General features: G+C 56.2%; 25 protein-coding genes. 16 read left to right on the top strand and 9 right to left on the bottom strand.

The features are described from left to right. Positions 1-87: 87 nt before the first annotated feature. Positions 88-1470 (top strand): glutamate--cysteine ligase, encoded by a 1383-nt coding sequence (locus tag P1U45_RS10230; RefSeq protein ID WP_301058967.1) that lies wholly within the window; start codon positions 88-90, stop codon positions 1468-1470. Between the two features lie 10 nt (positions 1471-1480). Further along, on the top strand, positions 1481-2482 hold the full coding sequence (locus P1U45_RS10235) for a kelch repeat-containing protein (RefSeq protein WP_301058968.1): 1002 nt from the start codon (positions 1481-1483) through the stop codon (positions 2480-2482). Between the two features lie 35 nt (positions 2483-2517). Here P1U45_RS10235 and P1U45_RS10240 read toward each other — a convergent pair whose 3' ends face one another. The 3 genes from P1U45_RS10240 to P1U45_RS10250 form a co-directional block, all read right to left on the bottom strand. Then, on the bottom strand, positions 2518-4182 hold the full coding sequence (locus P1U45_RS10240; RefSeq protein WP_301058970.1) for a carboxylesterase/lipase family protein: 1665 nt from the start codon (positions 4180-4182) through the stop codon (positions 2518-2520). Between the two features lie 61 nt (positions 4183-4243). Further along, entirely contained in the window at positions 4244-5185 is a 942-nt protein-coding gene (locus P1U45_RS10245; protein WP_301058971.1) for a hypothetical protein, read from the bottom strand. Positions 5186-5269: 84 nt separating this feature from the next. Beyond that, the gene (locus P1U45_RS10250; RefSeq protein ID WP_301058972.1) at positions 5270-7345 is read right to left on the bottom strand and encodes an outer membrane beta-barrel protein; all 2076 of its coding nucleotides are present in this window, start codon (positions 7343-7345) and stop codon (positions 5270-5272) included. Between the two features lie 246 nt (positions 7346-7591). Here P1U45_RS10250 and P1U45_RS10255 point away from each other — a divergent pair, with 246 nt between their 5' ends. Both P1U45_RS10255 and P1U45_RS10260 read left to right on the top strand, forming a co-directional pair. Continuing rightward, the gene (locus P1U45_RS10255; protein ID WP_301058973.1) at positions 7592-9397 is read left to right on the top strand and encodes a peptide MFS transporter; all 1806 of its coding nucleotides are present in this window, start codon (positions 7592-7594) and stop codon (positions 9395-9397) included. A gap of 86 nt (positions 9398-9483) precedes the next feature. Then, positions 9484-9918: a hypothetical protein gene (locus tag P1U45_RS10260; RefSeq protein WP_301058974.1), complete on the top strand. Its 435-nt coding sequence runs from the start codon at positions 9484-9486 to the stop codon at positions 9916-9918. 53 nt (positions 9919-9971) lie between these two features. Here P1U45_RS10260 and P1U45_RS10265 read toward each other — a convergent pair whose 3' ends face one another. The 3 genes from P1U45_RS10265 to P1U45_RS10275 form a co-directional block, all read right to left on the bottom strand. Next, positions 9972-10625, bottom strand: a complete 654-nt coding sequence (locus P1U45_RS10265) for a DUF937 domain-containing protein (protein WP_293608460.1) — start codon at positions 10623-10625, stop codon at positions 9972-9974. 81 nt (positions 10626-10706) lie between these two features. Beyond that, positions 10707-12101, bottom strand: a complete 1395-nt coding sequence (gene tldD, locus P1U45_RS10270) for a metalloprotease TldD (protein WP_301058975.1) — start codon at positions 12099-12101, stop codon at positions 10707-10709. 127 nt (positions 12102-12228) lie between these two features. Continuing rightward, complete coding sequence (locus P1U45_RS10275) at positions 12229-12795, bottom strand: tetratricopeptide repeat protein (protein WP_301058976.1); 567 nt, start codon at positions 12793-12795, stop codon at positions 12229-12231. Between the two features lie 181 nt (positions 12796-12976). Between P1U45_RS10275 and coxB the strand changes: the two genes are divergently transcribed. The 11 genes from coxB to P1U45_RS10330 all read left to right on the top strand — a co-directional run bounded on the left by coxB (position 12977) and on the right by P1U45_RS10330 (position 23248). Beyond that, a complete protein-coding gene (gene coxB / locus P1U45_RS10280; RefSeq protein ID WP_293608463.1) occupies positions 12977-13852 on the top strand; it encodes a cytochrome c oxidase subunit II in 876 nt (291 codons plus the stop codon). A 26-nt stretch (positions 13853-13878) separates the two neighbouring features. After that, on the top strand, positions 13879-15546 hold the full coding sequence (gene ctaD / locus P1U45_RS10285) for a cytochrome c oxidase subunit I (protein ID WP_366144994.1): 1668 nt from the start codon (positions 13879-13881) through the stop codon (positions 15544-15546). Between the two features lie 146 nt (positions 15547-15692). After that, positions 15693-16526 carry a hypothetical protein gene (locus tag P1U45_RS10290; RefSeq protein WP_301058978.1) on the top strand — a complete coding sequence of 278 codons (834 nt, stop codon included), beginning with the start codon at positions 15693-15695 and terminating at the stop codon, positions 16524-16526. An 18-nt stretch (positions 16527-16544) separates the two neighbouring features. Further along, on the top strand, positions 16545-17504 hold the full coding sequence (locus P1U45_RS10295) for a heme o synthase (protein ID WP_301058979.1): 960 nt from the start codon (positions 16545-16547) through the stop codon (positions 17502-17504). 2 nt (positions 17505-17506) lie between these two features. Further along, complete coding sequence (locus tag P1U45_RS10300; RefSeq protein WP_293608467.1) at positions 17507-17773, top strand: hypothetical protein; 267 nt, start codon at positions 17507-17509, stop codon at positions 17771-17773. Then, on the top strand, positions 17766-18326 hold the full coding sequence (locus P1U45_RS10305; RefSeq protein ID WP_293608468.1) for a cytochrome c oxidase assembly protein: 561 nt from the start codon (positions 17766-17768) through the stop codon (positions 18324-18326). Before P1U45_RS10300 ends, P1U45_RS10305 begins: the two co-directional genes overlap by 8 nt. A gap of 46 nt (positions 18327-18372) precedes the next feature. Next, positions 18373-19293 (top strand): cytochrome c oxidase subunit 3, encoded by a 921-nt coding sequence (locus P1U45_RS10310; RefSeq protein ID WP_293608469.1) that lies wholly within the window; start codon positions 18373-18375, stop codon positions 19291-19293. A gap of 92 nt (positions 19294-19385) precedes the next feature. Further along, entirely contained in the window at positions 19386-20102 is a 717-nt protein-coding gene (locus P1U45_RS10315) for an SURF1 family cytochrome oxidase biogenesis protein (protein ID WP_301058981.1), read from the top strand. A 39-nt stretch (positions 20103-20141) separates the two neighbouring features. Further along, positions 20142-21527, top strand: coding sequence for a threonine synthase (thrC, locus tag P1U45_RS10320; RefSeq protein ID WP_301058982.1), 1386 nt, complete (start codon positions 20142-20144; stop codon positions 21525-21527). Between the two features lie 12 nt (positions 21528-21539). Next, positions 21540-22124 (top strand): GNAT family protein, encoded by a 585-nt coding sequence (locus P1U45_RS10325; protein ID WP_301058983.1) that lies wholly within the window; start codon positions 21540-21542, stop codon positions 22122-22124. A gap of 26 nt (positions 22125-22150) precedes the next feature. Further along, positions 22151-23248 carry an EAL domain-containing protein gene (locus P1U45_RS10330; protein WP_301058984.1) on the top strand — a complete coding sequence of 366 codons (1098 nt, stop codon included), beginning with the start codon at positions 22151-22153 and terminating at the stop codon, positions 23246-23248. Here P1U45_RS10330 and P1U45_RS10335 read toward each other — a convergent pair. Further along, positions 23245-23823, bottom strand: a complete 579-nt coding sequence (locus P1U45_RS10335) for a YqgE/AlgH family protein (RefSeq protein ID WP_301058985.1) — start codon at positions 23821-23823, stop codon at positions 23245-23247. The two genes, P1U45_RS10330 and P1U45_RS10335, sit on opposite strands and share 4 nt — an antisense overlap. Before the next feature lie 154 nt (positions 23824-23977). On the opposite strand from P1U45_RS10335, the gene P1U45_RS10340 reads away from it, so the two are divergent. Further along, entirely contained in the window at positions 23978-24460 is a 483-nt protein-coding gene (locus tag P1U45_RS10340) for a peroxiredoxin (protein WP_293608475.1), read from the top strand. Between the two features lie 47 nt (positions 24461-24507). On the opposite strand, the gene P1U45_RS10345 is transcribed toward P1U45_RS10340, so the two are convergent. Both P1U45_RS10345 and P1U45_RS10350 read right to left on the bottom strand, forming a co-directional pair. Continuing rightward, positions 24508-25290: an ABC transporter ATP-binding protein gene (locus P1U45_RS10345; protein ID WP_301058987.1), complete on the bottom strand. Its 783-nt coding sequence runs from the start codon at positions 25288-25290 to the stop codon at positions 24508-24510. A 9-nt stretch (positions 25291-25299) separates the two neighbouring features. Next, entirely contained in the window at positions 25300-26142 is an 843-nt protein-coding gene (locus P1U45_RS10350) for an ABC transporter permease (protein WP_301058988.1), read from the bottom strand. Positions 26143-26177 lie beyond the last annotated feature (35 nt).

A 26177-nucleotide genomic window follows, 5' to 3' on the forward strand; every position in this document is an offset into this window, starting at 1 on the left:
GTTGATATTAAAAAATTTGCTCTTGGGAAATCAGACCAATCCACCTATCTGGCAGAGATTGCACTGACGCGGCAGCGGGAGAGATGAGTGACCACACCTACGGCAGACATCGACGAGAACGCGCCGCGAATACAGGACAAGCGCGAGTTTGTTGAATACCTCGCGACTGGCAACAAGCCGAAAGACGACTGGCGCATTGGTACCGAGCACGAAAAGTTTGGCTTTCTGACAGCCGGCTATCGTCCGCTCCCTTATGACGGTGAAGCATCGGTCCGCACTGTTTTGCAGTCTCTGCACGAGCAGTTCGGCTGGGACCCGATCCTTGAAGGTGAACACATTATCGGTCTGCAAAAGGATGGCGCGAGCGTCAGCCTTGAGCCGGGCGGTCAGTTCGAGCTTTCCGGTGCGCCGCTGGAACATATTCACCAGACGTGTAACGAAGTCGGTCGTCACCTTGAAGAAGTGAGGACTGTGTCCGAGCATCTGGGCGTTGGTTTCCTCGGCCTTGGCTTTTCGCCGATCTGGTCGCTGGAAGAAACACCGCTCATGCCGAAAGGCCGCTATAAAATCATGCGCGATTACATGCGCAAGGTCGGTCGTCTCGGTCAGCAGATGATGTTCCGCTCCTGCACGGTTCAGACCAATCTCGACTTCTCAGACGAAGCGGACATGGTGAAGAAATTCCGCGTAAGCATCGCGCTTCAACCGCTTGCGACTGCGCTGTTTGCGAACTCGCCTTTTGCTGAAGGGCGCACGAACGGCTTTGTCGCTTACCGTGCGAATGTCTGGGGCGATACCGACCCTGACCGCACGGGCACGCTGCCATTCGTATTCGAAGAAGGCTTCGGCTTTGAGCAGTATGTCGACTATGCGCTCGATGTGCCGATGTATTTCATTCGCCGCGATGGTGGGTATCTGAACTGCGCGGGCCTTTCCTTCCGTGACTTCATGGAGGGCAAACTGCCAGCGCGCCCGGGCGACTTGCCAACCCTTGAAGACTTCAAAGACCATATTTCGACGATCTTCCCTGAAGTGCGTCTGAAAACCTTCCTGGAAATGCGCGGCGCAGACTCTGGTCCGTGGGATCGTATCTGTGCGCTGCCAGCCTTCTGGGTAGGTATTCTGTATGACAGCCACTCGCTCGATGGTGCGTGGGATCTGGTGAAGCACTGGACTGCGGAACAACGCGAAACGCTCCGCCGCGTCGCGCCGGTGCTCGGCCTGAAAACACCTCTGCCAAATGGCGAAGGCACGCTTCAGGATCTGGCGCAGCAAGTGCTTAAAATCAGTCGTTATGGTCTGAAAGCGCGCGCACGTCTTTCAACATCCGGTGATGACGAGACGGGCTTCCTTTCAGAACTCGACCAGATTGCCGAAAGCGGCAATACTCCGGCTGAACGTCTCCTCCGTCGTTACCATGAGAATTGGAACGGCGATGTGTCTAAAGTGTTTGAGGAGTGCGCATTCTAGGGAGGCTGTATTGAAGCGACGTGAGATGATGCTCCTGAGTGGAGCTGCGGTTTTTGCGGGATGTACTTCAAACACAGGCTTTCTGGCGACGCACAATCTGCGCTGGCGGGAAGGGCCTTCTCTTCCGGCGTCCAAGCAGGAAATCTATCCGGCGCTCCATAATGGTGAAATCTGGCTGACGGGCGGTTTTATCGCCCGCGAGGGACGCATTGTCGGCCCCACGAATGAAACCCTAATCCTTGATCCGCGCTCCGGCGTCTGGCGCGAAGGGCCGGGCATTCCAGCTCCGCGTCACCACCCGCAACTTCAGAGTCATAACGGCAAGCTGCATGTGCTGGGCGGCTTTCAGGCGATTTCGGCTGAAGGCATGTGGCAGATGCAGACGGGTGGCTGGCGACTGGATGAAGATGGTTGGAATCGCCTGCCTGATCTTCCAGAACCACTTGGAGAAGCTGTTACGGCAAGTCTGCCGGACGGGCTCCATTTTGCCGGTGGCCGCACGCCGGTTGCTGACGCTAACGCGGCGTGGACCGATCATGCCGATACGGGCCTGCACTTCGTTCTGGCAGGCGGTGCGTGGGAAAGCGCGGCGCCGCTGCCAACCCCGCGCAATTCTTCAACGGCTGAAGTCATAGACGGTCGCTGGCATGTCGTCGGCGGGCGTACCGTATCTGGCGGGAATACAGCAGAGCATGAGGCCTATATCGCAGGTGAAGACCGTTGGGTGACGCTGGCGCCAATGCCGCAAGCGCAGGCTGGTCTGGCGTCGGGCGTGATTAACGGAAAGCTCTATGCCTTTGGCGGTGAATGGTTCGACAATGGCGGCGGCGTTTATCCGCAATGTTGGGTGTATGACCCGCAAGCCGATAGCTGGCAGGCTGGCCCTGATATGCGCTCGCCGCGTCATGGCCTTGGCGGTGTCACGCTGAATAATGAGATTTACGCCATTGGCGGGGCGCTTCAGCCAAGCGGCAGTGAGACATCAGTGCTCGTGGAAATCCTCGGAGCCTGAAAGAAAAAGGGCGCCGTAATGGCGCCCTAGCTCGTTTAGTTCGCGGAGAGAATTTCCCGCATACCGCCTTCGGGATCATTCACTATGGCAGGCTCGACATCGAGCTGCATGACCGGACGGTCTTCCAGATTGTAAGGCGTCCATTCCGGCAGCAGGTCCGAAGTCGGTACGCCATCACGGGCAAAGCTCACCCAGGCATCAGACATCATCTCGCCGAGAATAACCGGACCTTCACCCGACCCGACCAGAACCCGGCTTTCTTCGACATTGTCGAACATGAACGGGATATCCAGCGTGTGAGGTGAGCGCAGAATGCCGCCATTGGCATCTGACTCATACATAAGCTGATACATGTAGAGCGGCGCAGCATCTGCCTGGCGGGCGCGTTGGTCAGCCAGCGTATACGTGCCGTAGACGAAACGGGCCGTCATCGCGCTGTTGGCGATGTAGGTTGGCGAGTCGTCAGGGCGTTGTGCGCGGTAGTGATCGATCAGCGCCTGACCGTCTTCACCAAGGTTTTGCGCGAACATGGCAAGGCCAGCTTCTGGCAGCGTGCCGAACCATGGTTGCGGCGCGTTGAAGATGGTCATCTCGTCTTTGTTCCAACCGATCATGATTGGAATATCGCGGGACTGTTCAGGCGCGGCAGGCATGAACGGGTGGCGCGGCAGAACCGTGCCATCGACGATCGGGCCGAAGTTTCCGCTGATGCCTTCGGTGCGAGCGCGGGCGAGTGCGTCGCGGCCAGCCTGAAGAACGGTTTCAGCAGGAACAGCCTGAAGCTCTTCAATTGTTTCAACGCCAAGCTCGTCGAGCACGATTTCTGCCAGCGCGGCAGCATCTTCCTGACTACCGGAGGTTACGCCCGGACCAGACTGGATAATAGCGCGGTGGAACAGGCCTTCTGCAGCCGGTGTCGCGAGAAGGTGGCTGACTTTAGAGCCGCCGCCGGATTCGCCCATAATGGTTACATTGTTCGGATCGCCGCCAAATTCGGCGATGTTGTCCCGCACCCATTCGAGGGATGCGACAAGGTCGAGGTTTCCGGCATTGCCGGACGCGGCGTAGTCTTCACCGAAGGCATCGCCGAGATACATATAGCCGAACAGGTTCAGACGGTGGTTCACCGTGACAACGACGACATCGCCATGCTCTGCGAGGTTGCGACCATCATAAGCGGCCCAACCGCCGGAGCCGTAGGCATAGCCGCCGCCATGGAACCAGACCATGACCGGACGGGCTTCATCATCAACACCTGGCGTCCAGACATTCAGGAAGAGCGCGTCTTCATTGTCGAACTTCTCTTCGGCGAGGGTCGGGAAGATGGTTTGAAGCTGGCGGGTGAAGTCAGTCGTGCGCGGGCCGGATGGTGAGTACATCTGCATGGCAGGCGCGCCGAGCGTGGTGGCGTCGTAAATGCCGTCCCAGTCTTCGACCAGTTCTGGCGGCATAAAGCGTAGATCACCGATTGGCGGCGCGGCGTAGCGGAGGCCCAGAAATTCGTGGATGCCATCATCGACAAGGCCCTGAACCTGACCGTTCGCGGTCTCTACAACCGGCGTTGTCGGCGGAATGACATGCTCTTCGGCATAAGGATCATTGACGAGTGGTTCCTGTGCGCTGGCAGCGCCAGCAAAGGAGAGGGTGCCGGCGATAAGCGCACTGGCGCGTATCAGGCGGCTCAGCCTGTTTGTGTTCATGATATTCTCCCTAAGTTTATGTTATGGGAGTATCACTAACCATGTTTAGTCAGAAAATAAACTAGTCTGAATCGCTGAACGGGTTTTCGTCTGAACCCAGAAAGCGCGCGGCGAATGCCCGGTTGTCGGCATCAAAACTCTCATAGACTTCAGGGGCGTCTGGCGCGTCGGCGCTGCGGTCAAGAAAGTGGGCGCGTCTCAGCATTGCGAGACTATATGCCCGCAGGCGCGAACCGACAGGCAGTGTCTGGTTGAGCCTCCGAAGCAGCTTTTGACGCGACTGGCCGAGGCTTTGGTTCAGCGCAGTTGTATCTGCTGATGAGAGCTCAACGGGCTGGTTTGTGATTTCGGAAATCGCCGCGCAAAAATCGGTGCAGATGTCGCCGCCTCTGAGGTGCTTGCGGTCATAGATTCGGGCCGTCAGGGCATCATCGCCAAACGTATCGCCCCAGAGCGAGAACATCCGCAAATGATTATAGTAATGGCTTTCAGGCAGGCATTCCTGAGTAAAGGTGTCGAATGCGCGGGTTTCACCGTTCAGAAGCCGCGTCGTGTAGAAGCTGCGGCACATATCGCCCTGCTCGCGGAAATAGCCGACGACCCGAACGTCCTCAAAAAGCGGGGCGAAAAATTCGCTTAAAGCCTGAACGGCGTCCATGTTTTTCAAAAGCGAGTGGAAATGTTCGCTCGTCAGGATCACCGTATGAATTTGTGCGGGAAGGGCACCAAGCCAGCTGATGAATTCGGACCTGACCTGAGCGCAGAACTCTGCGTGGTCTTCGGCAGTCTTTATGCCCTGTTGGACAAAATAGTCGTCCCAGAATTCCAGATCCTGAAACATGGCGACCATCTGCCGATTGTTCGGAATTTGCGTCGGATCATCTTTTGAAAACCGGAAGAGCGCGTAGCCTGCTTCAGTCAGAGCGGGCTCATTCGAAAACAGACAGGATTGCAGAGCGGTCGAGCCGGTCTTCTCTGTGCCGATATGAATGATGACGCGCATAAATTGCTGCCCCGACCTGAGTGCCACCCTGATCGGGACTAAAGACGCCGTTGCCCTGAATGTCTAGCGGCGTGGGGGATGCCGTTACACCGTGCCCTTGAGCTGGATGTAATAGACAGGGCCGTTATCGTCATTGCGCACATAGCGCTCGGTCTGGATGCCGCTCGAGCGCGGTCCATCATAGATGTTACGTGTGCGGCGGCCGTCCGGCCCGAAAATGTTATCTGCGCCAAAGCGTAGATTCACGCCGAGGAAGCGGCTGGTTTCGACATAAACGTCAAAGTCACCCGTGCCGCGCTCATATGTGCCCCACTCGTCGATGAAGTAGAAGTCGTTGCTCGTGCCCTGATTATAGTCAAATCCGTAGGACCATTGCTGTTCAGGGAAGTCCTGACGGAACTCTACATTCCAGTTGAGCGGCTGCTCATAGGCAAAGACGCGCGTCTCGCCGGTGACCGGATCTTCGACTTCGGAGTCACGATAGGTGATGCCGATATCAAGGCGCCCGTTCTGAATGCCAGCGCTATCGGTCGGGATAGCCGCTTCAGCAGACAGGCGCACGCGTGTGCCATCGCCCATATTGCCCGGGCCATCGAAGATTGCGCCGGAAGATGAGGTGATCGGGATGAAGCCCATCACATCTTCTACGGCGTCATAGCGTGCCGTTAGGGCGAGATTGCCTGTCGACATGATTGGCTGCTCGTAAGAGACCTCGAAGCGCCAGGTCTGGTCCGGCTCAAGCTCCGGATTGCCCGAACGGACATTGTCCTCAAATGCGGAGACGTTGGAGACGAAATCTTCGAAGTTGAGCTGCGCAATCAGGCGCTCAACCGAGAGACGCCATTGGCGATCATTCTCAAGCGTGTAGGTCGCTGCGAGGGCAGGCTTCGGGAAGGTGAATGTACGTGTCGCTTCGGCATCGCCAGTCTGTCCGATCTCGGAATATTCGACCACGATAGCCGGTTCGAGGGTGAGCCGGTCTGTTACGACCCAGACATCAGAGAGGAAGACTTCGCCGCGCCATTCTTCAACCTTGGTCGTCGTGACAGGAATATTGTTCGGTACGCCGCCGGACGCGTCGAAATAGCTATAGCTGCGGTCGGCATCACGGAAGTTATAAGCGATCTCGCCGCCAAACTCGATGGAATGTGCATCGTTCAGACGCCAGCCTGTCTGGCTGCGGATAATGCTTTCGCCGAAGGAGTCTTCAATGTCGGCTTCAAATGCGCCGTCAAAACCGGATGCTGCCAGAATGTCTTCAAACCGTGACTGCGAATTGAATGTCTCGCGGCGCTGATACCAGATGATCTTGCTGGAAATGGCTTCGGTAATGTCGACATCAATGTCGCCGCCGAAGTCATATCCGACCCATTCGTCGCGTACACGGCCGGTTTCTTCAGCAAAGAGCGGGCTGTCCGGTGTCGGGCGATATTCGGCCAGTGTCTGGTCGAGGCGCCAGCTGCCATCCCAGGCGCGGCCATTCGCACGGAAGGTAACGCTGTCACCGAAATCGCGGGAGTACTCGAACCCGGGTGTCCATTCGCGGTTACTGGTGACATGGACTTCGTCGCGATAAGCAAAGAGCGTGTCAGGGAAGGTGTAGCGGAACTCGCGGCGTGCGTTTGTGCCCGCCCAGCCGTGACGTGCCAGCGACAGTGTCAGGTTTCCGCCCGCAAACTGGGTCGACCAGTCGGCATTCGCGTAAAGAGATGTCTGATCCGGATCGTGAAGACGTGCAGAGACCGTGTAATTCAGCTGGTTCGTGGTCAGGTCTTCGCGCAGGACGACGTTCACGACGCGCGACTGTCCGCGCATGTCGAGTTCAGCGGACGTGCCGCGTACGAGATCGATGCGGGCAACATTGTCTACCGGGATGCGGCGCAGAAAGCTCTCAAGGCCTGATTTGGCAGACGGGCGCTCGCCATTGATCAGGACATTGCCTGCCGCGCCTCCGAATCCGCGAACATTGTCACCATTGTCGATAGAGAAACCCGGCAGCTGTGCCACCATATCGAGCGCGGAGATGGGATTGTACTGGGTAAAATGGTCAGGATCGAAAGATGTGATGCCATTATCATTCGGCAGGCTGTCGGCAATTGCAGGCGTCGAAATCATCAGCAGTCCGGCCAATACGCTCACCGAGATTCGACCCACCGCCATAGATAACTCCAATACAAAATAGCAAAAACCTGAGGCAAATCAGCCCCTAACAATGCCGGGATATAAACATGTTTTTGCTAATGGTTTACAGTTACACCGGTGTCAGTTTGCTCACAGCTCCGTGAGAATGATTACAGATTGGTCATGTTTTCCTGCACATTGCCTCTTGAGGTTTGAATACGCCTCGTGAAGATACGTCCCCAGAATATTGATTGATGCAGGCATAAACCTGCAGAGCGGGGTAACATGACAAATATCAGTGCTGACCAGGCGGCGTCAGGCGAGAAAACCATTCTCGGCCACCCGCGTGGACTGGTAATTCTTTTCTTCACCGAGATGTGGGAGCGCTTTTCCTATTACGGCATGCGCGGCCTGCTCATTCTGTACCTCACCCAGCACTTCCTGTTCTCTGATGAGAAGTCATCTGTAATGTACGGCGCCTATACGGCGCTCGTTTACATTATGACGATTGTTGGCGGTACGCTGGCGGACCGTTATCTCGGTCAGAGAAAGGCTGTGACCTTCGGCGCGATCCTGCTCGTGCTCGGCCATTTCGGTATGGCGTTTGAGGGCTCGGGCTCCAAAGAGATCATGACCTATGAAGGCGCTGAGTATCAGCTTACGCTGGATGGTCGTGGCGGTGATGCCAACCAGATCATCATCTCAGACACTGGTGAGTCGCTGATTTCCTTCAACGAAGGTGCCACCACGATGATCATTGCAGACCCGGCTGCTGTTGGGTTGCCTGCAGAAATCTCCCGCGATGCCTACACGACACGTGTCGAGCGTGAAGAGATGTATGTCTACATTCTGTACTTTTCTCTCGCACTTATCATTGCGGGCGTTGGGTATCTGAAAGCGAACATTTCAACGATTGTGGGCGCGCTTTACGGCATCGAAGACAAGCGTCGCGATTCAGGTTTCACCCTGTTCTATATGGGCATCAACCTCGGCTCGTTCCTCTCGTCCATCACCTGCGGTATTCTCGGTATTGTTTATGGCTGGGCATGGGGTTTTGGCCTCGCTGGTATTGGTATGGGACTTGGTCTTGTCGTCTTCCTCTGGGGACAGTCCTGGCTTGAGGGCAAAGCGGATCCGCCAAGCGTTGAGAAGCTGAAAGAGAAAGTCCTCGGCCCAATCAATGTCGAGCTGGCTTGTTACCTCGCCGGTATCGGTATCATCGCCGTATCCATGCTGATCGTGATGAATTCCGAAATCATTCCGGACTGGTTTGTCGGTGGTCTTGGTCTTGCTGTTCTTGCTGGTCTGATCGTTTATACGGTTGTGAACCTTCAGGGTGTCGAGCGTGACCGCATGTTTGCAGCGCTTTACTTCATTCTGGCGCAAATCCCGTTCTGGGCTCTGTTCGAGCAGGCTGGTTCTTCTCTGAACCTCTTCACTGACCGTCTGGTTGACCGGACCATCTTTGGCTGGCCGGTTCCTGCGCCTGTGTTCCAGTTCCTGAATGCCGGTTATATCGTGATCTTCGCGCCAATTCTGGCGTGGCTCTGGGTCACGCTCGCGAAGAAAAACCGTGAGCCATCCACTCCAGTGAAGTTTGCGTTCGGCGTGTTCCTCGCTGGCCTTGGCTTCCTGTCTCTGGTTGCCGGTATTGGTTCATCAGGCGCGACAGGCCTCACGGCGGTTTACTTCATCTTCCTGATCTACTGGATCCACACTATGGGCGAGCTCATGGTCTCTCCCGTAGGCCTGTCCAGTGTGACGAAGCTCGCGCCAGCGCGCGTGGTCGGCATGTCTATGGGGGCGTGGTTCCTGTATTCCGGTCTGTCTAACTATCTCGCAGGTGTTATTGCCCGCGCGACAGGTGCAGAAACCATTGGTGGTCAGCTGACAGACGTTGCTGCAGCTAAAGCCGGCTATGCGGAAGTTTATTCGAACGTAGCTTATGTCGCGATGGGCGTTGCGGTGGTCATGCTGTTGCTTTCGCCGCTCATCAAACGCCTCATGCACATGGACCATCACGCAGATGTCTCCAAAGAGGGCGCTGACCCGTCTGACTATCAGGGCAAGGCCGACAAACTGGTCGACTAGGCGTCTGAAAACAAAAACACCGAAAAGAGCCTGCGCACTGCAGGCTCTTTTTGTATCTGCATCTGGTTAGGTGTATAGAGCGGACTATGACGAACACAGCTCGACGTATCTCTATCTTCCTGACTTTGGCGCTTCTGGCGCTGGCTCCTGCAAGTGCGCAGGACAATGAAGTCTCCAATGAAGTGCATGTCGTAACGCACCCTCATCCGATATATCCGGCTGTTGCCGCGCTCAGCGGAATGGAGGGGCGGTGCCTCACCAAGTTCCGGCTTCTGGATTATGGCGAGACGCTTATCGTGGACGGTGTGATCTGTTCAGCGCCAATCTTTTGTTTGCCGAGCCGGAATGCGCTGCAAGGCGCGGAATTTCAGGTGATTGATGTCGAAGGCACGCTGACGCCGGGTGCGCGTGACGCGATCTTCTATCCGTTCCGCTTCGCGCAAGGGGACGATATGCGCGACATCCCTGATGAGGAGCTTGTCGAGTGCGAGTTCCCCGATAGCGGCGAGACTACATCCTGATATGAAAAAGGCGGACCGAAAGGCCCGCCTTTTTGCTGTCTATGTCAGCCAGTCTATCGGCGGTTCAGCATGTCGAAAATGTCGTCCATGCTATTGCCGTCGCCATCGGCATCCAGAAGGTTACCAAGACTGCCAAGCGGGTTCTGTGATGCACCGGCTTGTTCGTTGGCGCCGCCGAGTGCGCCCATCAATCCGCCCAGAAGTCCGCCGCCGCCAGAGCGTGTGCCTGCCTGCGGTGCAGCGCCGGAAAGCGCGCTTGTCAGCATGCCCGCAATGCTCTGATCTTCGGTTTGCTTGGAAAGTGCGCCCATCGCCATGCTCGCGACAACCGGAAGGATCTGCTTCAGGAGATCGCTTGAAATGCCGGTCTGTTCCGAAGCGCGTGACGCGGCCGCACGGCTGACATCGCGGGAGCCGAGAATGTGACCGAGAATGGCGTTGCCATCCTGCACGGTCTCTTCTGAGGTGAGGCGCTCCGGGTTATCCAGAAGTTCACCGTGGTTACCGTTCTGCAGTGCGCCCATCAGAGCTTCCAGGCCGCCTGGTTGGGAGACGTTACGGCGAAGGCCGGATGACAATGCCGGAAGCAAGGCGCTGACCGCTGCCTGCGCCTGACTTTCGTCCAGACCGAATTGTTGAGCGACTTGTGCAATGCCTGCGCCATCATTTGTGCGCGCCAGCATGTCCATCAGATTGAAACCCGCCATGAATAAACCCCATCAATTGTTGATGGGGTTTGCCTAGGCCGTTACGGCAGATTTGTCGATTACGCATTGCAGCGCAGGTGCTTATCCCGCGCCGCCAACTGTAATGGCATCAATTTTCAGGCTTGGCTGGCCAACGCCAACAGGTACGGTCTGGCCGCCTTTGCCGCATGTGCCAACGCCGTCATCCATTGCGAAGTCATTGCCGATCATGGACACGCGGTTGAGTGCCGTCGGGCCGTGACCGATAAGGGTCGCGTTTTTCACCGGCGCGCCGACTTTGCCGTCTTCAATCATGTAAGCTTCGGTACACTGGAAGACGAAGTTGCCGGAGGTGATGTCCACCTGACCGCCGCCAAAGTCGACAGCCCAGATGCCGCGTTTCACGGATTTGATCATGTCTTCCGGATCATCCTTGCCGCCCAGCATGTAAGTATTCGTCATGCGTGGCATTGGCAGGGAGGCGTAAGACTCGCGGCGGCCATTGCCTGTTGGCGCAACACCCATAAGACGGGCATTCTGGCGGTCCTGCATGTAGCCTTTGAGGATACCGTCCTCGATGAGAACCGTGCGCTGTGTCTCTGTGCCTTCATCGTCAACGCTGAGCGAACCACGGCGACGCTCAATCGTGCCATCATCGACAACAGTCACACCTTTAGCGGCGACCTGCTCACCGATTTTGCCGGAATAAACGGACGAGCCCTTGCGGTTGAAGTCACCTTCAAGGCCATGACCGACCGCTTCGTGCAGCAGAACGGCAGGCCAGCCCGGCCCAAGCACCACTTCCATTTCACCGGCAGGTGTCGGGATGCTCTCAAGGTTCGTCTCGGCTTTCTTCATTGCGCGCTCGACGAGGCCCTTCCAGCGGTCCGGCGCAATCCATTCTTCATAGGCGGCGCGTCCACCAGCGCCTGCGGAGCCGCTCTCGCGGCGGCCGTCTTTTTCCATTGTGACGGAGACATTCACGCGCACGAGCGGGCGGATATCTTCAAAGACCGCGCCATCAGGGCGGACAATCGTCACATGCTTGTGAGAACCGGCAATGCTTGCAGACACCTGCACCACGCGCGGGTCTTTGGCGCGGGCATAGGCATCAATCTCAGCGAGCAGGGATGTCTTCACGCCGAAGTCCGGAGATTCTGTCGGGTCGATCGGATCGTAAAGGCGGCGGTTGATCGGGCGAGGGCCTTCGGCAAGCTCACCGGAATAGCCGCGTTTGGCCGCAGCAGCGGTCTCACCGGCGCGTCTGATCGCATCGTCGCTGAGTTCGCTGCCATGGGAGAAGCCTGTAGCTTCACCGGCGACAACGCGCAGGCCCATGCCTTGTCCTGTGTCGAATGCGGCTGATTTCAGACGGCCATCATCGAACACAAAGCTCTCGCTACGGGTCTGCTCTACATAGATTTCGCCATCATCTGCGCCGCTCACGGCGTCGGCGAGTGTTTTGCGAGCTGTATCGAGATCGAAAGGAAGGGACATGGAAGGCTTTCTACTTATGTACGGTCGTTCTTATAGAGACTTAGGAGTGTTTCGCAGATGTGCAAAGCGCCGATCCATAAGAATCGGCGCTCTGACTGTATTCTGTAAGCGGTCAAACCGCGCCGAATCAGGCGTCCGGTTCGACAGGGCGCTCTTCTACTGTGAAGCGCTCAATCTGACGCGCAGGTAGCGGAGAGTCCGGATTTAGCTCCTGCGAGCGTACAAAATCCCAATAGCCGGAGGTGAGGTCGCCAGACTGTTCGTGAGCGATCCCGCGATTGTAATACGCTGCCCAGAGATGGTTGGCGTCCAGTTCGATCGCGCGGTCCAGCACTTCAATGGCGGGCGCATAATCCTGCTCATAAATATAAGCCGCGCCCATATTCAGAAAGGCCTCGGCATTGTCAGGGTCCATTTCCAGCGCCTGATTATAATCAGACATCGCTGTCTCGAACTCGCCCTCGCGCATATAGAGAATACCGCGATTTACCAGCGTGGAAACGCGGTCCTGGCGGGTCATTGTGCCTTCTGTCAGGGCATTTGTGCACACGCCGATGGCGGCACGCGCTGTCATTCGACTCGTTTCGGCGGCTTCATAGCATTGCCGCCCGAGGCCTGATCCGTAGACAACGACCTGAGCGTTTGCACTGAAGCTCAGGGCAGAAAAAGCGAGGGTAGTCAGCAAAATTCGCATTGTTCATTCCTCCTCATGACCTAGTTTCGTTATTTAACTAGTGTTCAAATCAATGTGGAAATGATACCGGAAAAGTCCAATTTTTGGAACAAGTGTGACATTTTGGGGCTTGGCAAACGCCTGTCAGGCTTTAAGGCCTACCCTGAAAGTCACTTTCGATTTGTAGCCAGGGGAGAAGAGCGTGCGCTGGATCGCCGTTGCTTTGCTTAGTTTGTTGTCACTGCCCGCTATGGCGGACGGTGTACCTGTAGATGGCGCGCTGGGCTTCCAGCCTGCCGCCTCACCACTCATGGAAGAGATCACAAGTTTCCATAACATTCTGTTGTGGATCATTATTCCTGTGACGATCTTCGTACTCGCTCTTTTGATCATCGTTGCTGTTAAATACAACGCGAAGGCCAATAAGGTTCCAAGCAAATTCAGTCACAACACGATGATTGAGATTGTCTGGACACTTGTTCCGGTGATCATCCTGCTGTTCATCGCATTCTTCAGCTTCCGCCTTCTCTACCTCGGCGACGTCTTCCCTGACGTTGATGAGGCAGAGGTCGTGAACGTGAAGGCGCAAGGTAACCAGTGGAACTGGACATACACTTACACTGACGTGATCGTTGACGATTACCCGGTCGAGTTCGTGTCCAACCCGATCCACCGCGGCCTTCCTGGCGAACCTGAAGGTACTGCTGATGCACCACGTAACCTCGCGGTCGACCTGCCAATGGTTGTTCCGGTTGAGACGGTTGTTCGTGTGCAGACAGCAGCTTCCGACGTGATCCACTCATTTGCAGTTCCAGCTTTCGGTATCAAAACAGACGCGGTTCCTGGCCGTCTGAACGAACTCTGGTTCCTCGCAAACGAGACCGGCACATATTACGGTCAGTGTTCAGAGCTTTGCGGTAAAGATCACGCATTCATGCCGATCGAAATCCGCGTCGTCACTCAAGCGCAATACGAAGCGTGGCTTGAGCGTGTAACAGGTAACAGCGTTGAGGACGCTCGCCAGTATCTGGCAGAGATCACCAACGAGTCTCCTGTTCAGCTCGCTTCGGTTCAGTAATAGGTTAGGAGCAAATAGATATGCCTATGGACGCTATTACGCCTGCAGATGAGCTTCACCACGAAGACGATCACAAAATCGGCTTCATCCAACGCTGGTTCTTCTCTACGAACCACAAGGATATTGGTACGCTCTACCTCATCGCGGCTATCATCTTCGGTCTGGTCGGTACATTCCTGTCCGGTCTGATCCGTATGGAGCTCGCCGCTCCTCAAATCGGCCCACTCACACACTTCGTTCTTTGGGGCGTTGAAGGTGCGACACAAGCCGAGAAGATCGAAGCTGCTAAGCACTTCTACAACACGGTTATCACTTATCACGGCCTGATCATGATCTTCTTCATGGTAATGCCTGCTCTTATCGGCGGTTTCGGTAACTGGTTCGTTCCAATCATGATTGGTGCGCCTGACATGGCGTTCCCACGAATGAACAACATCTCGTTCTGGCTTCTGCCAGCAGCCTTCCTTCTGGCTGTTGTCTCTATGCTGGTTCCAGGTGGTCCGTCCGGTAACGGTTTCGGCGGTGGCTGGGTTCTTTATCCGCCATTGTCTTCGACAACCGGTCACCCGGGCCCGTCAATGGACCTTCTCATTCTGTCACTCCACATTGCGGGTATCAGCTCTATTCTGGGTGCGATCAACTTCATCGTGACCATCCTGAACATGCGCGCACCAGGCATGACGATCCACAAAATGCCGCTCTTCGTATGGGCTATGCTCATCACGGCGTTCCTGCTGGTTCTGTCTCTGCCGGTTCTCGCTGGCGCGCTCACAATGCTTCTGACAGACCGTAACTTCGGCACGACCTTCTTCGATCCTGCTGGTGGTGGCGACCCGATCATGTTCCAGCACCTGTTCTGGTTCTTCGGTCACCCTGAAGTTTACATCATGATCCTGCCAGCCTTCGGTATCGTGTCTCACATCGTATCGACCTTCTCCAAAAAGCCGGTCTTCGGCTATCTGGGCATGGCGTACGCTATGGCATCCATCGGCTTCATCGGCTTCGTCGTGTGGGCTCACCACATGTACACAGTCGGTATGAACGTAGACCTGAAGGCCTACTTCGTTGCGGCAACGATGATCATTGCGGTTCCTACAGGCATCAAGATCTTCTCATGGATCGCGACAATGTGGGGCGGCTCTATCGAGTTCAAAGTGCCAATGCTCTGGGCTATCGGCTTCATCTTCCTCTTCACCGTTGGTGGTGTGACAGGTGTTGTTCTGGCTAACGCTGGCGTCGACCACGCTCTGCACGACACATACTATGTGGTAGCTCACTTCCACTACGTTCTGTCGCTCGGTGCTGTATTCGCGCTCTTCGCGGGCTGGTTCTACTGGTACGAGAAGATGTTCGGTATCAAATATAACGGCTTCCTGGCTGGTATTCAGTTCTGGCTGATGTTCATCGGTGCGAACGTTGTATTCTTCCCGCAGCACTTCCTTGGTCTGCAGGGCATGCCACGTCGTTACATCGACTATGCAGACGGCTTCGTTCTCTGGAACCAGGTGTCTTCATTCGGTTACCTGTTCATCCTTGCGTCTCTGTTCGTCTTCTTTGCCGTGGTCATCGAAAGTGTGGTCCGCCGTCGCAAAGCGGATGCGAACCCATGGGGCGAGTATGCGACAACACTGGAATGGACACTTCCGTCTCCACCGCCATTCCACCAGTTCAACGAGCTTCCAAAAGTGAAGTAAGTTCTCTGGAAAAACGAAATCAGAAATCGGGCCCAGGCGGGCCCGATTTTTTTTGCGGTAAAGTTCCGATCGGATAAGATGGCGAACTGGCATAGAATGTGCCTAGGAACGTGTTTTCGCGCGTAATCTTCGAAAAGGTGTCCCGAATGGACTTGTTCAATCCGGAGAATGGCGACTGGGTGCAACATATCACCTGGATGTTCAGCCAACCTGAGTTCTATCCGCCGCTCATCATTATTGGCCTGATTACCATGGCCGTGCTGATCGCGACGTTCCGTTTCATTTTCGCAAAACAGTTCCTCGCGCTGTCTGTCCTGTGGCTGGTCGTCATTGTTGCGGCCGCGGGCCTTGTGTCCTTTTTCAAGACATCGCAGCAGAATTTCGAAGAGGGCGTTAGCGTATCCGCTGAAGGACCGATTCGTGTCGCGGACATGCCGTTCTCGGTTGATCCGAACTTCATCATCTTCGGATCGATTGCCGTCGCCTGCCTTTTTATCTTTGGATTTTCAAAGTTTCGCGCGGCGCTGTCTCCAAATCTCGGGTCTCGTCTGGCCCTTGAGGGACTGGTCATCTCGATGTTGGCGCTGAGCGGGCTGGTTCTGCTGGGTGCGAGGGCTGCCTCTGTTGATACCCAGATTGGTGAGACAGGTTTTGCGCTGGCCCAATATCAGTTCCCTGCGCTTATGACGGCCGGATGGCTCGGCATTGCCATAGTCTATTGGGGGCTTGCAGCACTCGGGCGTAAACCGAACGCCTTCCTGTCGTTTCTGCAATGGCTGGCTTATATGGCGGGTCTGGTTTTGATGTTCGCGCCGACAGGATTGTCACATATGTCAGCTTCCAGCCTGTTCGATATGGACTATCAGGGGCAATTCGAAGTATGGAACCGCATCTCGGGCTTTGGGATGTATTGCATCATCGGCTCGATTGTCATACTCGCCGCACTAGCTGTACTCGCGCTGGTGCGTAGAACCAGATAAGCTGATCAGAACCGACACATGACAGACCAGACTATGAACGCGACCACATCAGCGGCGTCCGTCCGCGATTATTTAGAGCTTATGAAGCCGCGCATTATGATGCTCGTGGTCTTCACGGCTGCGGCTGGTCTGGTGGCTGCGCCATCGGGCATTCACTGGCTGACGGGCGCAGCTGCGCTTCTCGCTGTTGCGCTGGGCTCCGGCGCAGCTGGTGCGATCAATATGTGGTATGACGCCGACATTGATGCGGTGATGACCCGCACGAGCACACGTCCGCTTCCTGCAGGCCGTGTTCAGGCCAGCGATGCGCTGTCGCTTGGTATCTTCATGTCGATCATGTCTGTGATCATCATGACGCTGGCGACGAACTGGCAGGCCGGCGCGCTGCTCGCATTCTCGATTTTCTTTTACGGCGTAGTCTACACGATGTGGCTGAAGCGTTCGACGCACCAGAACATCGTGATTGGTGGTGCTGCGGGTGCATTTCCTCCGGTCATCGGCTGGGCTGCTGTAACAGGCACGATGCCAGTGGAAGCCTGGGCGCTGTTTCTGATCACCTTTATGTGGACGCCGCCGCACTTTTGGGCGCTCTCTCTCGTTGCCAATAAGGATTATGAGAAGGCCGGTGTGCCTATGCTGCCTGTTGTTAAGGGCGCGTCCAACACACGTCTTCAGATCCTGATTTATACAATTCTGCTTCTGCCAGTCACGCTGCTCCCAACAGCATTCGGTACGGGTGGATACATCTACACGGCGATCGCAGCCGTTGGTGGTGTCGTCTTCCTTGGCTTTGCTCTGAAAGTGTTTGCTTCGAAAGCCGGTGATCCCGAAATGGAAGCGAAAGATCGTAAGCTCGCTCTCGGCATGTTTGCGTTTTCTATCCTCTATCTGGCGCTACTATTTGGCGCACTCATTGTTGAGCACGGATTCGGTCTATATTTCTCCTCACCAAATCTTGCGATCTGGGCCGGAGTCTGACCTTGAACGAATTTAATCAATACCAACGCCCGCTAACCCAAGCTGAGGCCAATGCGCGCAAAAAGCGCAATATGGCGCTCGCAATCATTCTTGTTGCCTTCATGGTGCTTATTTTCGGAATTTCCGTTGTGAAGCTGCAGGGCGGCATTGCTCGTCCTCAGGACTGGCAGGAAGAAACAGCAGGCTGGCAGCTTGATGATGCGCCTGTTGAAGCAGGCGAGGGACCTCCGCCCGGAATGGAACCAGCGGAGGAAACAACCAGTGAATAAGAATTTGCTCGGAGCATCTATTGCAGGCGTTGCCGTCGCCATGCTCGGCCTCGCATTTGCGTCCAAGCCGCTCTACGACACTTTCTGTAAAGTGACAGGTTTTGGCGGCACGACGCAGGATGCCACAGAGCGCCCTGACGATATTCTGGATCGCCAGATCACTGTGCGTCTTGATGCGAACGTTGCTGACGTGCCGTTCGAGTTCCGGCCGGTTGACCGCATGACGACGCTGAATGTCGGCGCGACCGAGCTGATCCAGTTCGAATTGACCAACACATCTGACGTGCCTGTCCGTGCGATGGCGAGCTATAACGTGACGCCGCACAAGGCTGGTCCGTATTTCACCAAGCTCGAATGCTTCTGCTATGACGAGCAGGTCTATCAGCCGGGCGAAACGATTACGCTTCCAGTGATCTTTTTCATCAATCCTCTTATCGATGAAGAGCCTCAGCTGGACGATGTGAGAACAATTACGCTGTCTTACACCTTTTATCGGGCAGATGATGGCAATGAATCGCTTGCATCTCTTGGCGATTTGGTTTCAGAACACTAACACGTAATTCAAAACGCGAACGTGCGAACAGCTGCAGGGGAATTCCATGGCGCACGCCGAAGTCAAACACGATTATCACCTGGTCAATCCATCACCATGGCCGCTTTTGGCCTCTATTGGCCTTTTTGTTCTCGCAATCGGCGCCGTGACCTTCATGAAGGGTCTGGCGACTGAAGTTACCGGCGATGAGATCAGCCTCTTTGGCTATCTTGGAAACACCTTCTTCACCGAAGGCAAACTCTGGATCATGCTGCTTGGTTTCCTGATCATCGCATGGGTCATGTTTGGCTGGTGGGGCGACGTTATCAAGGAAAGCCGCGCTGGCGATCACACACCGGTTGTTCAGATCGGCCTGCGTTATGGCATGATCCTGTTCATCGCGTCTGAGGTTATGTTCTTCGTCGCGTGGTTCTGGTCTTTCTTCGAACTGGCGATTTTCCACGGCGCGCGCGCTGGCGGCACATGGGACTCTGCGAACCCGCTTTACGAGAACCTTTCTGCATGGGCGAACTGGCCGCCTCCAGGTGTTGAAACATTCGACCCGTTCCACCTTCCGCTGATCAATACGCTGATCCTGCTCCTGTCTGGTACGACTGTGACTTGGGCGCACCACGCGATCCAGCATGGCGACCGTGAAGGTACACGCAACGGCCTAGTCATCACTGTTCTGCTCGGCTTCATCTTCAGCCTTCTACAGGCGTACGAGTACTCTACTGCGGGCTTCTCTTTCAGCGGTTCGCTCTACGGTGCATCCTTCTTCATGGCGACAGGCTTCCACGGCGCACACGTGATCATCGGTACGATCTTTCTGTTCGTCTGCCTGCTCCGCATCCTTGGCGGCGGTATGTCTGCGAAGAAGCACATTGGCTTCGAAGCTGCTGCCTGGTACTGGCACTTCGTCGACGTGGTCTGGCTCTTCCTCTTCGCGTTCGTATACGTGACGCCGAAGCTGGTTCTCGGCCACTAGGCCAGCCTGAAGACTTCGATTATGAAAAGGCCTGTCACATGACAGGCCTTTTTCACATGCGGCGGTAGCCTCCCGATTAGCGAGTTTTACGTATGACCTTTCGTCCAATGCCTATTATGAGCCTTCTGTTGATCCCTGCGCTTGCGGTGCTGGTCTATCTCGGCAGCTGGCAATGGCAGCGCTATGGCGAAAAGCAGAACGCCGAACAGGGTATCGGCCTGACTGAAACCTTTGCGCTGTCTGTGACGCCTTTGGACGCGCCCCCTCAATTTATCTACTCCACATATGATGGCAGTGCCGTATGGCGCGTGTTCCAGGCGATGACGGGCTGTCTCACCGATGAAGCGGGTGATGAGGTCTGCTCTGACGCACCTTTGTTCGTAGATCTCGGCCTGATCAGCGGCACCGAGCCTTTCGAACGGCTCGCGACGCGCGCAGCGCAGGTAGACATCACTGGTCGCTATCGAGAAGTGCCAGACGGTCGTCGTACCATGCTGACGCCCGAAGACATTCCTGAGCGCGACATGTGGTACGCCGGTGAGGCGGTAACGCTCGCACAGCATCTCGGGCTAAGCGGAGCAAAAGACGCCCGTTTCTTCGAACCTGAGACGATTACCCAGTTTGCGCTGGCCAGTGACGAGATCGTCAATCGACGCATTCCCAACCCGTATGTGAGCATTGCCAATCTGGATAATCTGCCGCCGGCGCGTCACCTCGGCTATGCGCTGACATGGTTTGGTCTCGCGCTTGGTATGATTGGCGTCTATATCGCGCTGCATATGGCGCGTGGCCGGTTGCGTTTCAGCTAGATCGGCATAAACAGGCTTCGCGAAAGAAGGAAGCGAGTGATGGAATACGTCTCGACCCGTGGTGGAAGCGGCCCCGTAAGTTTTGCAGATGCCTGTCTCTCCGGTCTGGCACCGGATGGTGGTCTCTACACGCCGGTCGAATATCCAAAGCTTGCACCGGCTAAACCGGGCGAGAGCTATTTCGATCTCGCAACGCGTATTCTCTCTGCATTCTCTGCCGGTTCCATCGCGCCGGAAGTCATGGCGGGCCTCGTTGAGAAGGCTTATGCAAGCTTTGCGCACCAGTCGGTTACGCCGCTCAATCAGGTCGGACCGGACCGCTGGCTGCTCGAGCTACACCACGGTCCGACGCTGGCATTCAAAGACGTGGCCATGCAGATCATCGCGCAGATCTATGATCACCTTCTGGCAGAGCGCGGTGAGCGCCTGACGGTTCTGTGCGCGACATCCGGCGACACGGGCGGCGCTGCCGCAGCAGCCTTTGCGGGCCTCAAGTCTGTCGACGTTTTCATTCTTCATCCTTATGGCCGTATCTCTCCGATCCAGCGTCGTTTCATGACGTCGACCGGCGCATCGAACGTGCACAACCTTGCACTCGATGGCGACTTTGACGGCTGTCAGGCCATTGTGAAATCGCTATTCGGTGACGCAGGCTTCCGTGATGAAGTCAGCCTGTCTGGCGTGAACTCTATCAACTGGACCCGTATTGCAGCCCAGTCTGTCTATTTTGCGGCGGCTCAGGGCGCGCTGGGCGCGGATCGCAAGCTGCGTTTCGTTGTGCCTACCGGCAACTTCGGTGACGCTCTGGCGGCCTATGTGGCGGCGCGCTGCGGTATGCTGAACGGTCTTGAGCTGGTTTCAGCTGTGAACGCTAACCGCACCATGGTCGACCTGATGGAAACAGGCAGCCTGTCCAAACGCTCTGCGATTGCGACGCACAGCCCGGCAATGGATATTGCGCTTCCGTCAAATGCGGAGCGCCTGTTGTTCGAAGTCATGGGCCGTGACCCGTCCAAACTGAAGAACTTCTATGACAGCTTTACCCAGTCCGGTGAGGCTGAGCTGGACGACCAGTCCAAGGGCGCGCTGAAATGCGTTGGCGTGAAGGCAGTCAGCATTGATGATGATGTCACGGCGCGTGAGATGAACCGCCTCTATGACGAGACAGGTACGCTGCAATGTCCGCACACGGCGGTCGGTTCGGCGTCTGCGCGGGAAGTGCCAACCGACTGCGTTGATGTGATCCTCTCAACGGCGCACGCTGCGAAATTCCCTGAGACGGTTTCCGAAGTCACGGGCAAGACACCGCCTCTGCCAGAGCGGAGCGAATCATTCCTCGCACGTGATGAAGAGTTTGACCGTCTCGAAGCCGACCTCGGTAAGGTTCGCGAATATATCCGCGAGCGTGTAGGCGGGGCGCGCTAAGCGCGGCATTTCATGCTGGGGCGCCTGTTCAGCGACGATGTCATCGAGCTCAAGGTTGAGGGTGCAGACTTTATGCTGCGTCTGGCGTCGCGGCATGATTATCTGAACTGGCGCCGCGCACGTGCAGAAAATCAAGCATTTTTGCAGCCCTATGAGCCTGTCTGGGCCGAAGATGCCCTTGATGAGGACCGCTATCGTATGATGGTGCGCGATGCGCGCCGTGCGTTCCGCTATCAGAGCGGCGCGGTGATGTTTCTCATCCAGCAGGACTCAGGCGAAGTGATTGGCGGTATCAACCTCTCCAATGTCCGGCGCCGTGTCGCGCAGATGGGCACGCTCGGATATTGGATGAGCGAGCGCTGGGGCGGGCAGGGGCGTATGACCCGCGCCGTGGAACGCATGGTTCGGTTTGCCTTTTATGATTTCAACCTTCATCGTATTGAGGCAGGCTGTGTTCCGGATAATGAAGCGTCTGCCCGGGTTTTGCTAAATGCCGGTTTTCGCGAAGAAGGGTATGCAGAAAAGTATCTGCGCATTAATGGCGCCTGGCAGGATCATCGCCTGTTTGGCATCACCCGTCCTGAAGATGATCTCTGACCGCTAATATGGCCGTGGAGCAAAGTATGAGTGACGCGCAGTATAACCCGTCCGAACTAGCCCCTGATCGCAGTGCAGCTCTGGAGGCCGCGCGTGTGAGCGTGTGGGACTGGAACCCGGTGTCAGGACATCTGCGTATCCGCGCGCATGGCGCGGCTGTGATTCCCGAAATTGAAGGTGACTGGAAGCTTGCTGCGTTTCAGTCGCTGCTGAAAGGATTGTCGACACGTGCACTTGAGGGCGCGTTGACCTCCCGTCAGGGACATATTTCGCTTCTCCTGCTGATGGCGGATGGGCGCCGGTTCCGCATGGTGGGCGCGCGTGGCGAGGACGGCGAGGCGCGCGGTCTTCTATTCCTGGCGGACGCTGTAGATGATGTGCGTGCGCGGCCAGCCATCGAAGCCGTATTCCAGCCGATCATTCGTATTTCCGATGAGAAGCCGGTCGGCTTTGAGGCGCTCGCCCGTTGGCGCGACGATGACAATAAACTGCGCCCGGTCGGTGAGTTCTCCATCTCCGGTCATCCGTTCACCGGGTCTGATCTGGCCATCGAAATGCTGAGACAGACAGGCGATGCGCTGTGCGAGTGGTCATCAGCATTCCCTGCAAATCCTGTACATGCGCAGGTCAATCTGACCGGCAGCGACCTGTTTCAGGCTGATGTGATCCAGACGGTAGAGGACCTGATGGGGCAGGGCCGTTTTCCGAAACAAGCGTTGCGTATTGAGCTGACTGAGCAGGCGGCGCTGCGCGATTTCGATGACGGCGTTGCAGCAGCAGCAGCGCTCAGCGCATCCGGCGTGACGCTTATTCTGGATGATTTCGGTTCCGGCCATTCTTCGCTGGCCTGGCTGGCAGCTATTCCGGCAAGCGCGATTAAGCTCGACCCGCAGCTCACCCAGATGGCGGGCTCACCGCGCGTCGATACTGTGCTGAATGGTGTCTGCAAGCTGGCACGCGAGCTGGGCATTTCGATTACGGCTGAGGGCGTCGAGGACAAGTCAAAGGTCGCTTTCCTGCAGAATATCGGCTGCGATTACGTGCAGGGCTACGCCTATGCCCGCCCGATGACGCGCAGCGATGTGATCAGCTATCTGAAAAACGAAGGGTTCGAGCCAGCCTAGGCGCTGCCCGCTGTGCCCGGCTGCAGCTGGGATGGAGACACGCCGAGTTTTTTCATGGCTCGTGCCCACTTCTCATCGAAATCGGTGTCGAAAATAATGTCTTCGTCTGCATCTGCGACGAGCCAGACATTCTGCTTCAATTCGGCCTCAAGCTGATTCGGCCCCCAGCCTGAATAGCCAAGCGCCAACCGGCTTCGATTCGGCGGATCGGCAGACGCAATTGCATTCAGTATTTCCTTGGTCGCGGTGAGGCGTAGCCCATCAGTGATGTTGACCGTCGCGCCCGCGCTTTCAAAGTCTTCCGAATGAATAACGAAGCCGCGATCCTGACCGACTGGTCCGCCGTGAAGCACCGGTTCATCCGGTAGCAGGCCTATAATGGGCACATTCAGCTGGTCGAGCAGGTCTGGCAGGCGCAGATCGCCCATTTCCTTGTTCAGGACGATGCCCATGGCATGTTCTTCAGTATGGGCGCAGAGCAGGATGACAGATTTCTCAAAGCGCTCATCATCAATGCCGGGCATCGCGATGAGCAGTTTGCCTATCAGTCCTTCAGTTTCCTGCAATTCCATCATAACTCCAGAACAATCGACTCTATGGTCCCCCGAAGCGGGCATTCTGGCAAGTGGCAGGTCACACAATCGCGACAAGGGCACGGTTCACACTGGCGCGAGCCATCGCATTTCGGTAAGGCTAGATGAAACAAACCTGACCTGAGGAGACCCGAACGTGAGCATTTCTGTCGGCGATAAACTACCTGAAACAACTTTCATGACGATGGGTGCCAGCGGCCCTGAGCCGGTCGCGTCTGCTGACTTCTTTGCAGGCAAAACCGTTGCGCTTTTCGCGGTTCCTGGCGCGTTCACGCCTACCTGTTCCGCTAAGCACCTGCCGGGCTTTAAAGAGAAAGCCGGCGATCTGAAAGCTAAAGGCATCGACACAATCGCGTGCACCTCTGTGAACGACGTATTCGTTATGGATGCCTGGGGCAAAGACCAGTCTGTCGGCGAAGATGTCGTCATGCTCGCAGACGGCAATGGTGCTTTCGCTGATGCGATCGGCCTCGAAATGGACGGTTCCGGCTTCGGCTTGGGCAAGCGTTCGCGCCGCTATTCCATGGTCGTGAAAGACGGTGTGGTCGAGCAGCTGAACGTTGAAGAAGGCCCGAGCTTTGAAGTTTCCAGCGCTGATTACATGCTGGGCAAGCTCTAAGCACAGGCAGCTCAAAGAATTGCGCCGCAGGAGACTGCGGCGCTTTTTTATGCTTTGTTTTCCAGCTTTTTCGGATTTACGCGTTTGATGCGACGCGCATTTTCGTACTGGGCGAGAACGTCCTCAGGTGCGCCATCCATCATGGTGCGCCCCTTATCCAGCCAGATCACACGGTTACAGGCTTCGCGAATGATGCGGGTGTTGTGGCTGCAAAGAACCGTGATACCGGAAAACTCCAGAAGGCTCTTCATACGGTCGCGCGCTTTCTCCTGAAAATCGCGGTCGCCGACACCAATCCATTCGTCGAGCAGCAGGATCTCCGGAGAGAAGGTTGTTGCGATGGAGAATGAAAGCCGCATGGCCATGCCAGACGAATAAGTCCGCACCGGCATGTCGATGAAATCGCCAAGCTCGGAGAAATCGATGATTTCCTGTTCGACTTCAGCGATCTGGTCTTTGTTCAAACCGCGCATATAGCCACGCAGATAGATATTCTGGCGCCCTGTCGATTCGGCCCGCGTGCCCAGACCTACATTGAGCAGCGAAGAAATCTGGCCCTGCGTCTCAACCGTGCCTGCTGTCGGCGTATATATGCCGGCCAGCGCGCGCAGAATGGTTGATTTACCCGAACCGTTGCGACCGATAATGCCGAGGCGCGCACCCGCGCGAAGGTCGACGTTGAAATTGTCGACCGCGAGAATGAATGAACGCTTCTGACGGGCGACAACGTCACCACGGCCCGACCCGTCCGAACTTACGCGTTCTTCGGGCTTGTTCAGGCCGATGACCGGATAGGCGATTGTCACGTCTCTGGCGATTAGATGAACCATATTGCGCCCCTAGAACCAGAAGACCATGCGCTTGCGGAAGCGCGCATAGAGAGCGAATGCCAGAACCGTCACGATAAGCGCGAGGACGGATGTGAAAATCCAGCTGTCGACGGGAATTTCATTGTCGAGTACTGGCGTTCGGAACAGCCACAGGAAGTGGGTGAACGGGTTCCACCAGAGATATTTCATCGCGTTTGGCAGAGCTTCAGGAAACCAGAAGATCGGCGTCAGGAAGAATGTGACGCGCATGGTTGTCTGCATGAACTGGCCAAAGTCACGGAAACGCAGAGAGATGACGCCAATGAGTAGCGTCACCGCGTAGGACGTCCAGATCGTCAGGAAGAGCGCGGGGATCAATGTGAGCGCAGCCAGCCCAACCGGATAGCGATAGAAGGCCAGTACAGCGACCGCCGCGATTGCTGTCAGGAACAGGTTGAACAGGCAGCGTATGACAATGATCACGGGGTAACCGGAGATCGGGATCGGATCGTTACGTATCCACCCTTCAAACCCCTGAAAGATCGTAGTGGCCGAGTTCACAATGTTATTCATGAACTGCCAGATCAGAACGCCGAATGTCAGATACAGAATGAAATAATTAGGGCCGCGCGGGCTCTCCATGATCGGCATGAAGATCAGCGCTTTTACACCGACGAAAGCCAGGAAGGTGATCGTGATCCAGAGCACGCCGAAAAAGGTCCGGCGATAGCTTGTTTTGATATCTTCCCAGGCAAAGGCCAGCCAGAAACGGCGCAAGGACAACGTCTGTCTGAATTCGCCCAGCAGCGTCTTTGAAGAAGACGTGTTTGAAGAGGCAGCGCTTTCAGGCTGGATGCGGGTGAGTTCATTCATACGCGAAGAGGCGTCCTGTTGTTCGGAAGCTCGGT

This window comes from Ponticaulis sp., from assembly GCF_029210165.1.
GTDB lineage: Bacteria > Pseudomonadota > Alphaproteobacteria > Caulobacterales > Hyphomonadaceae > Ponticaulis.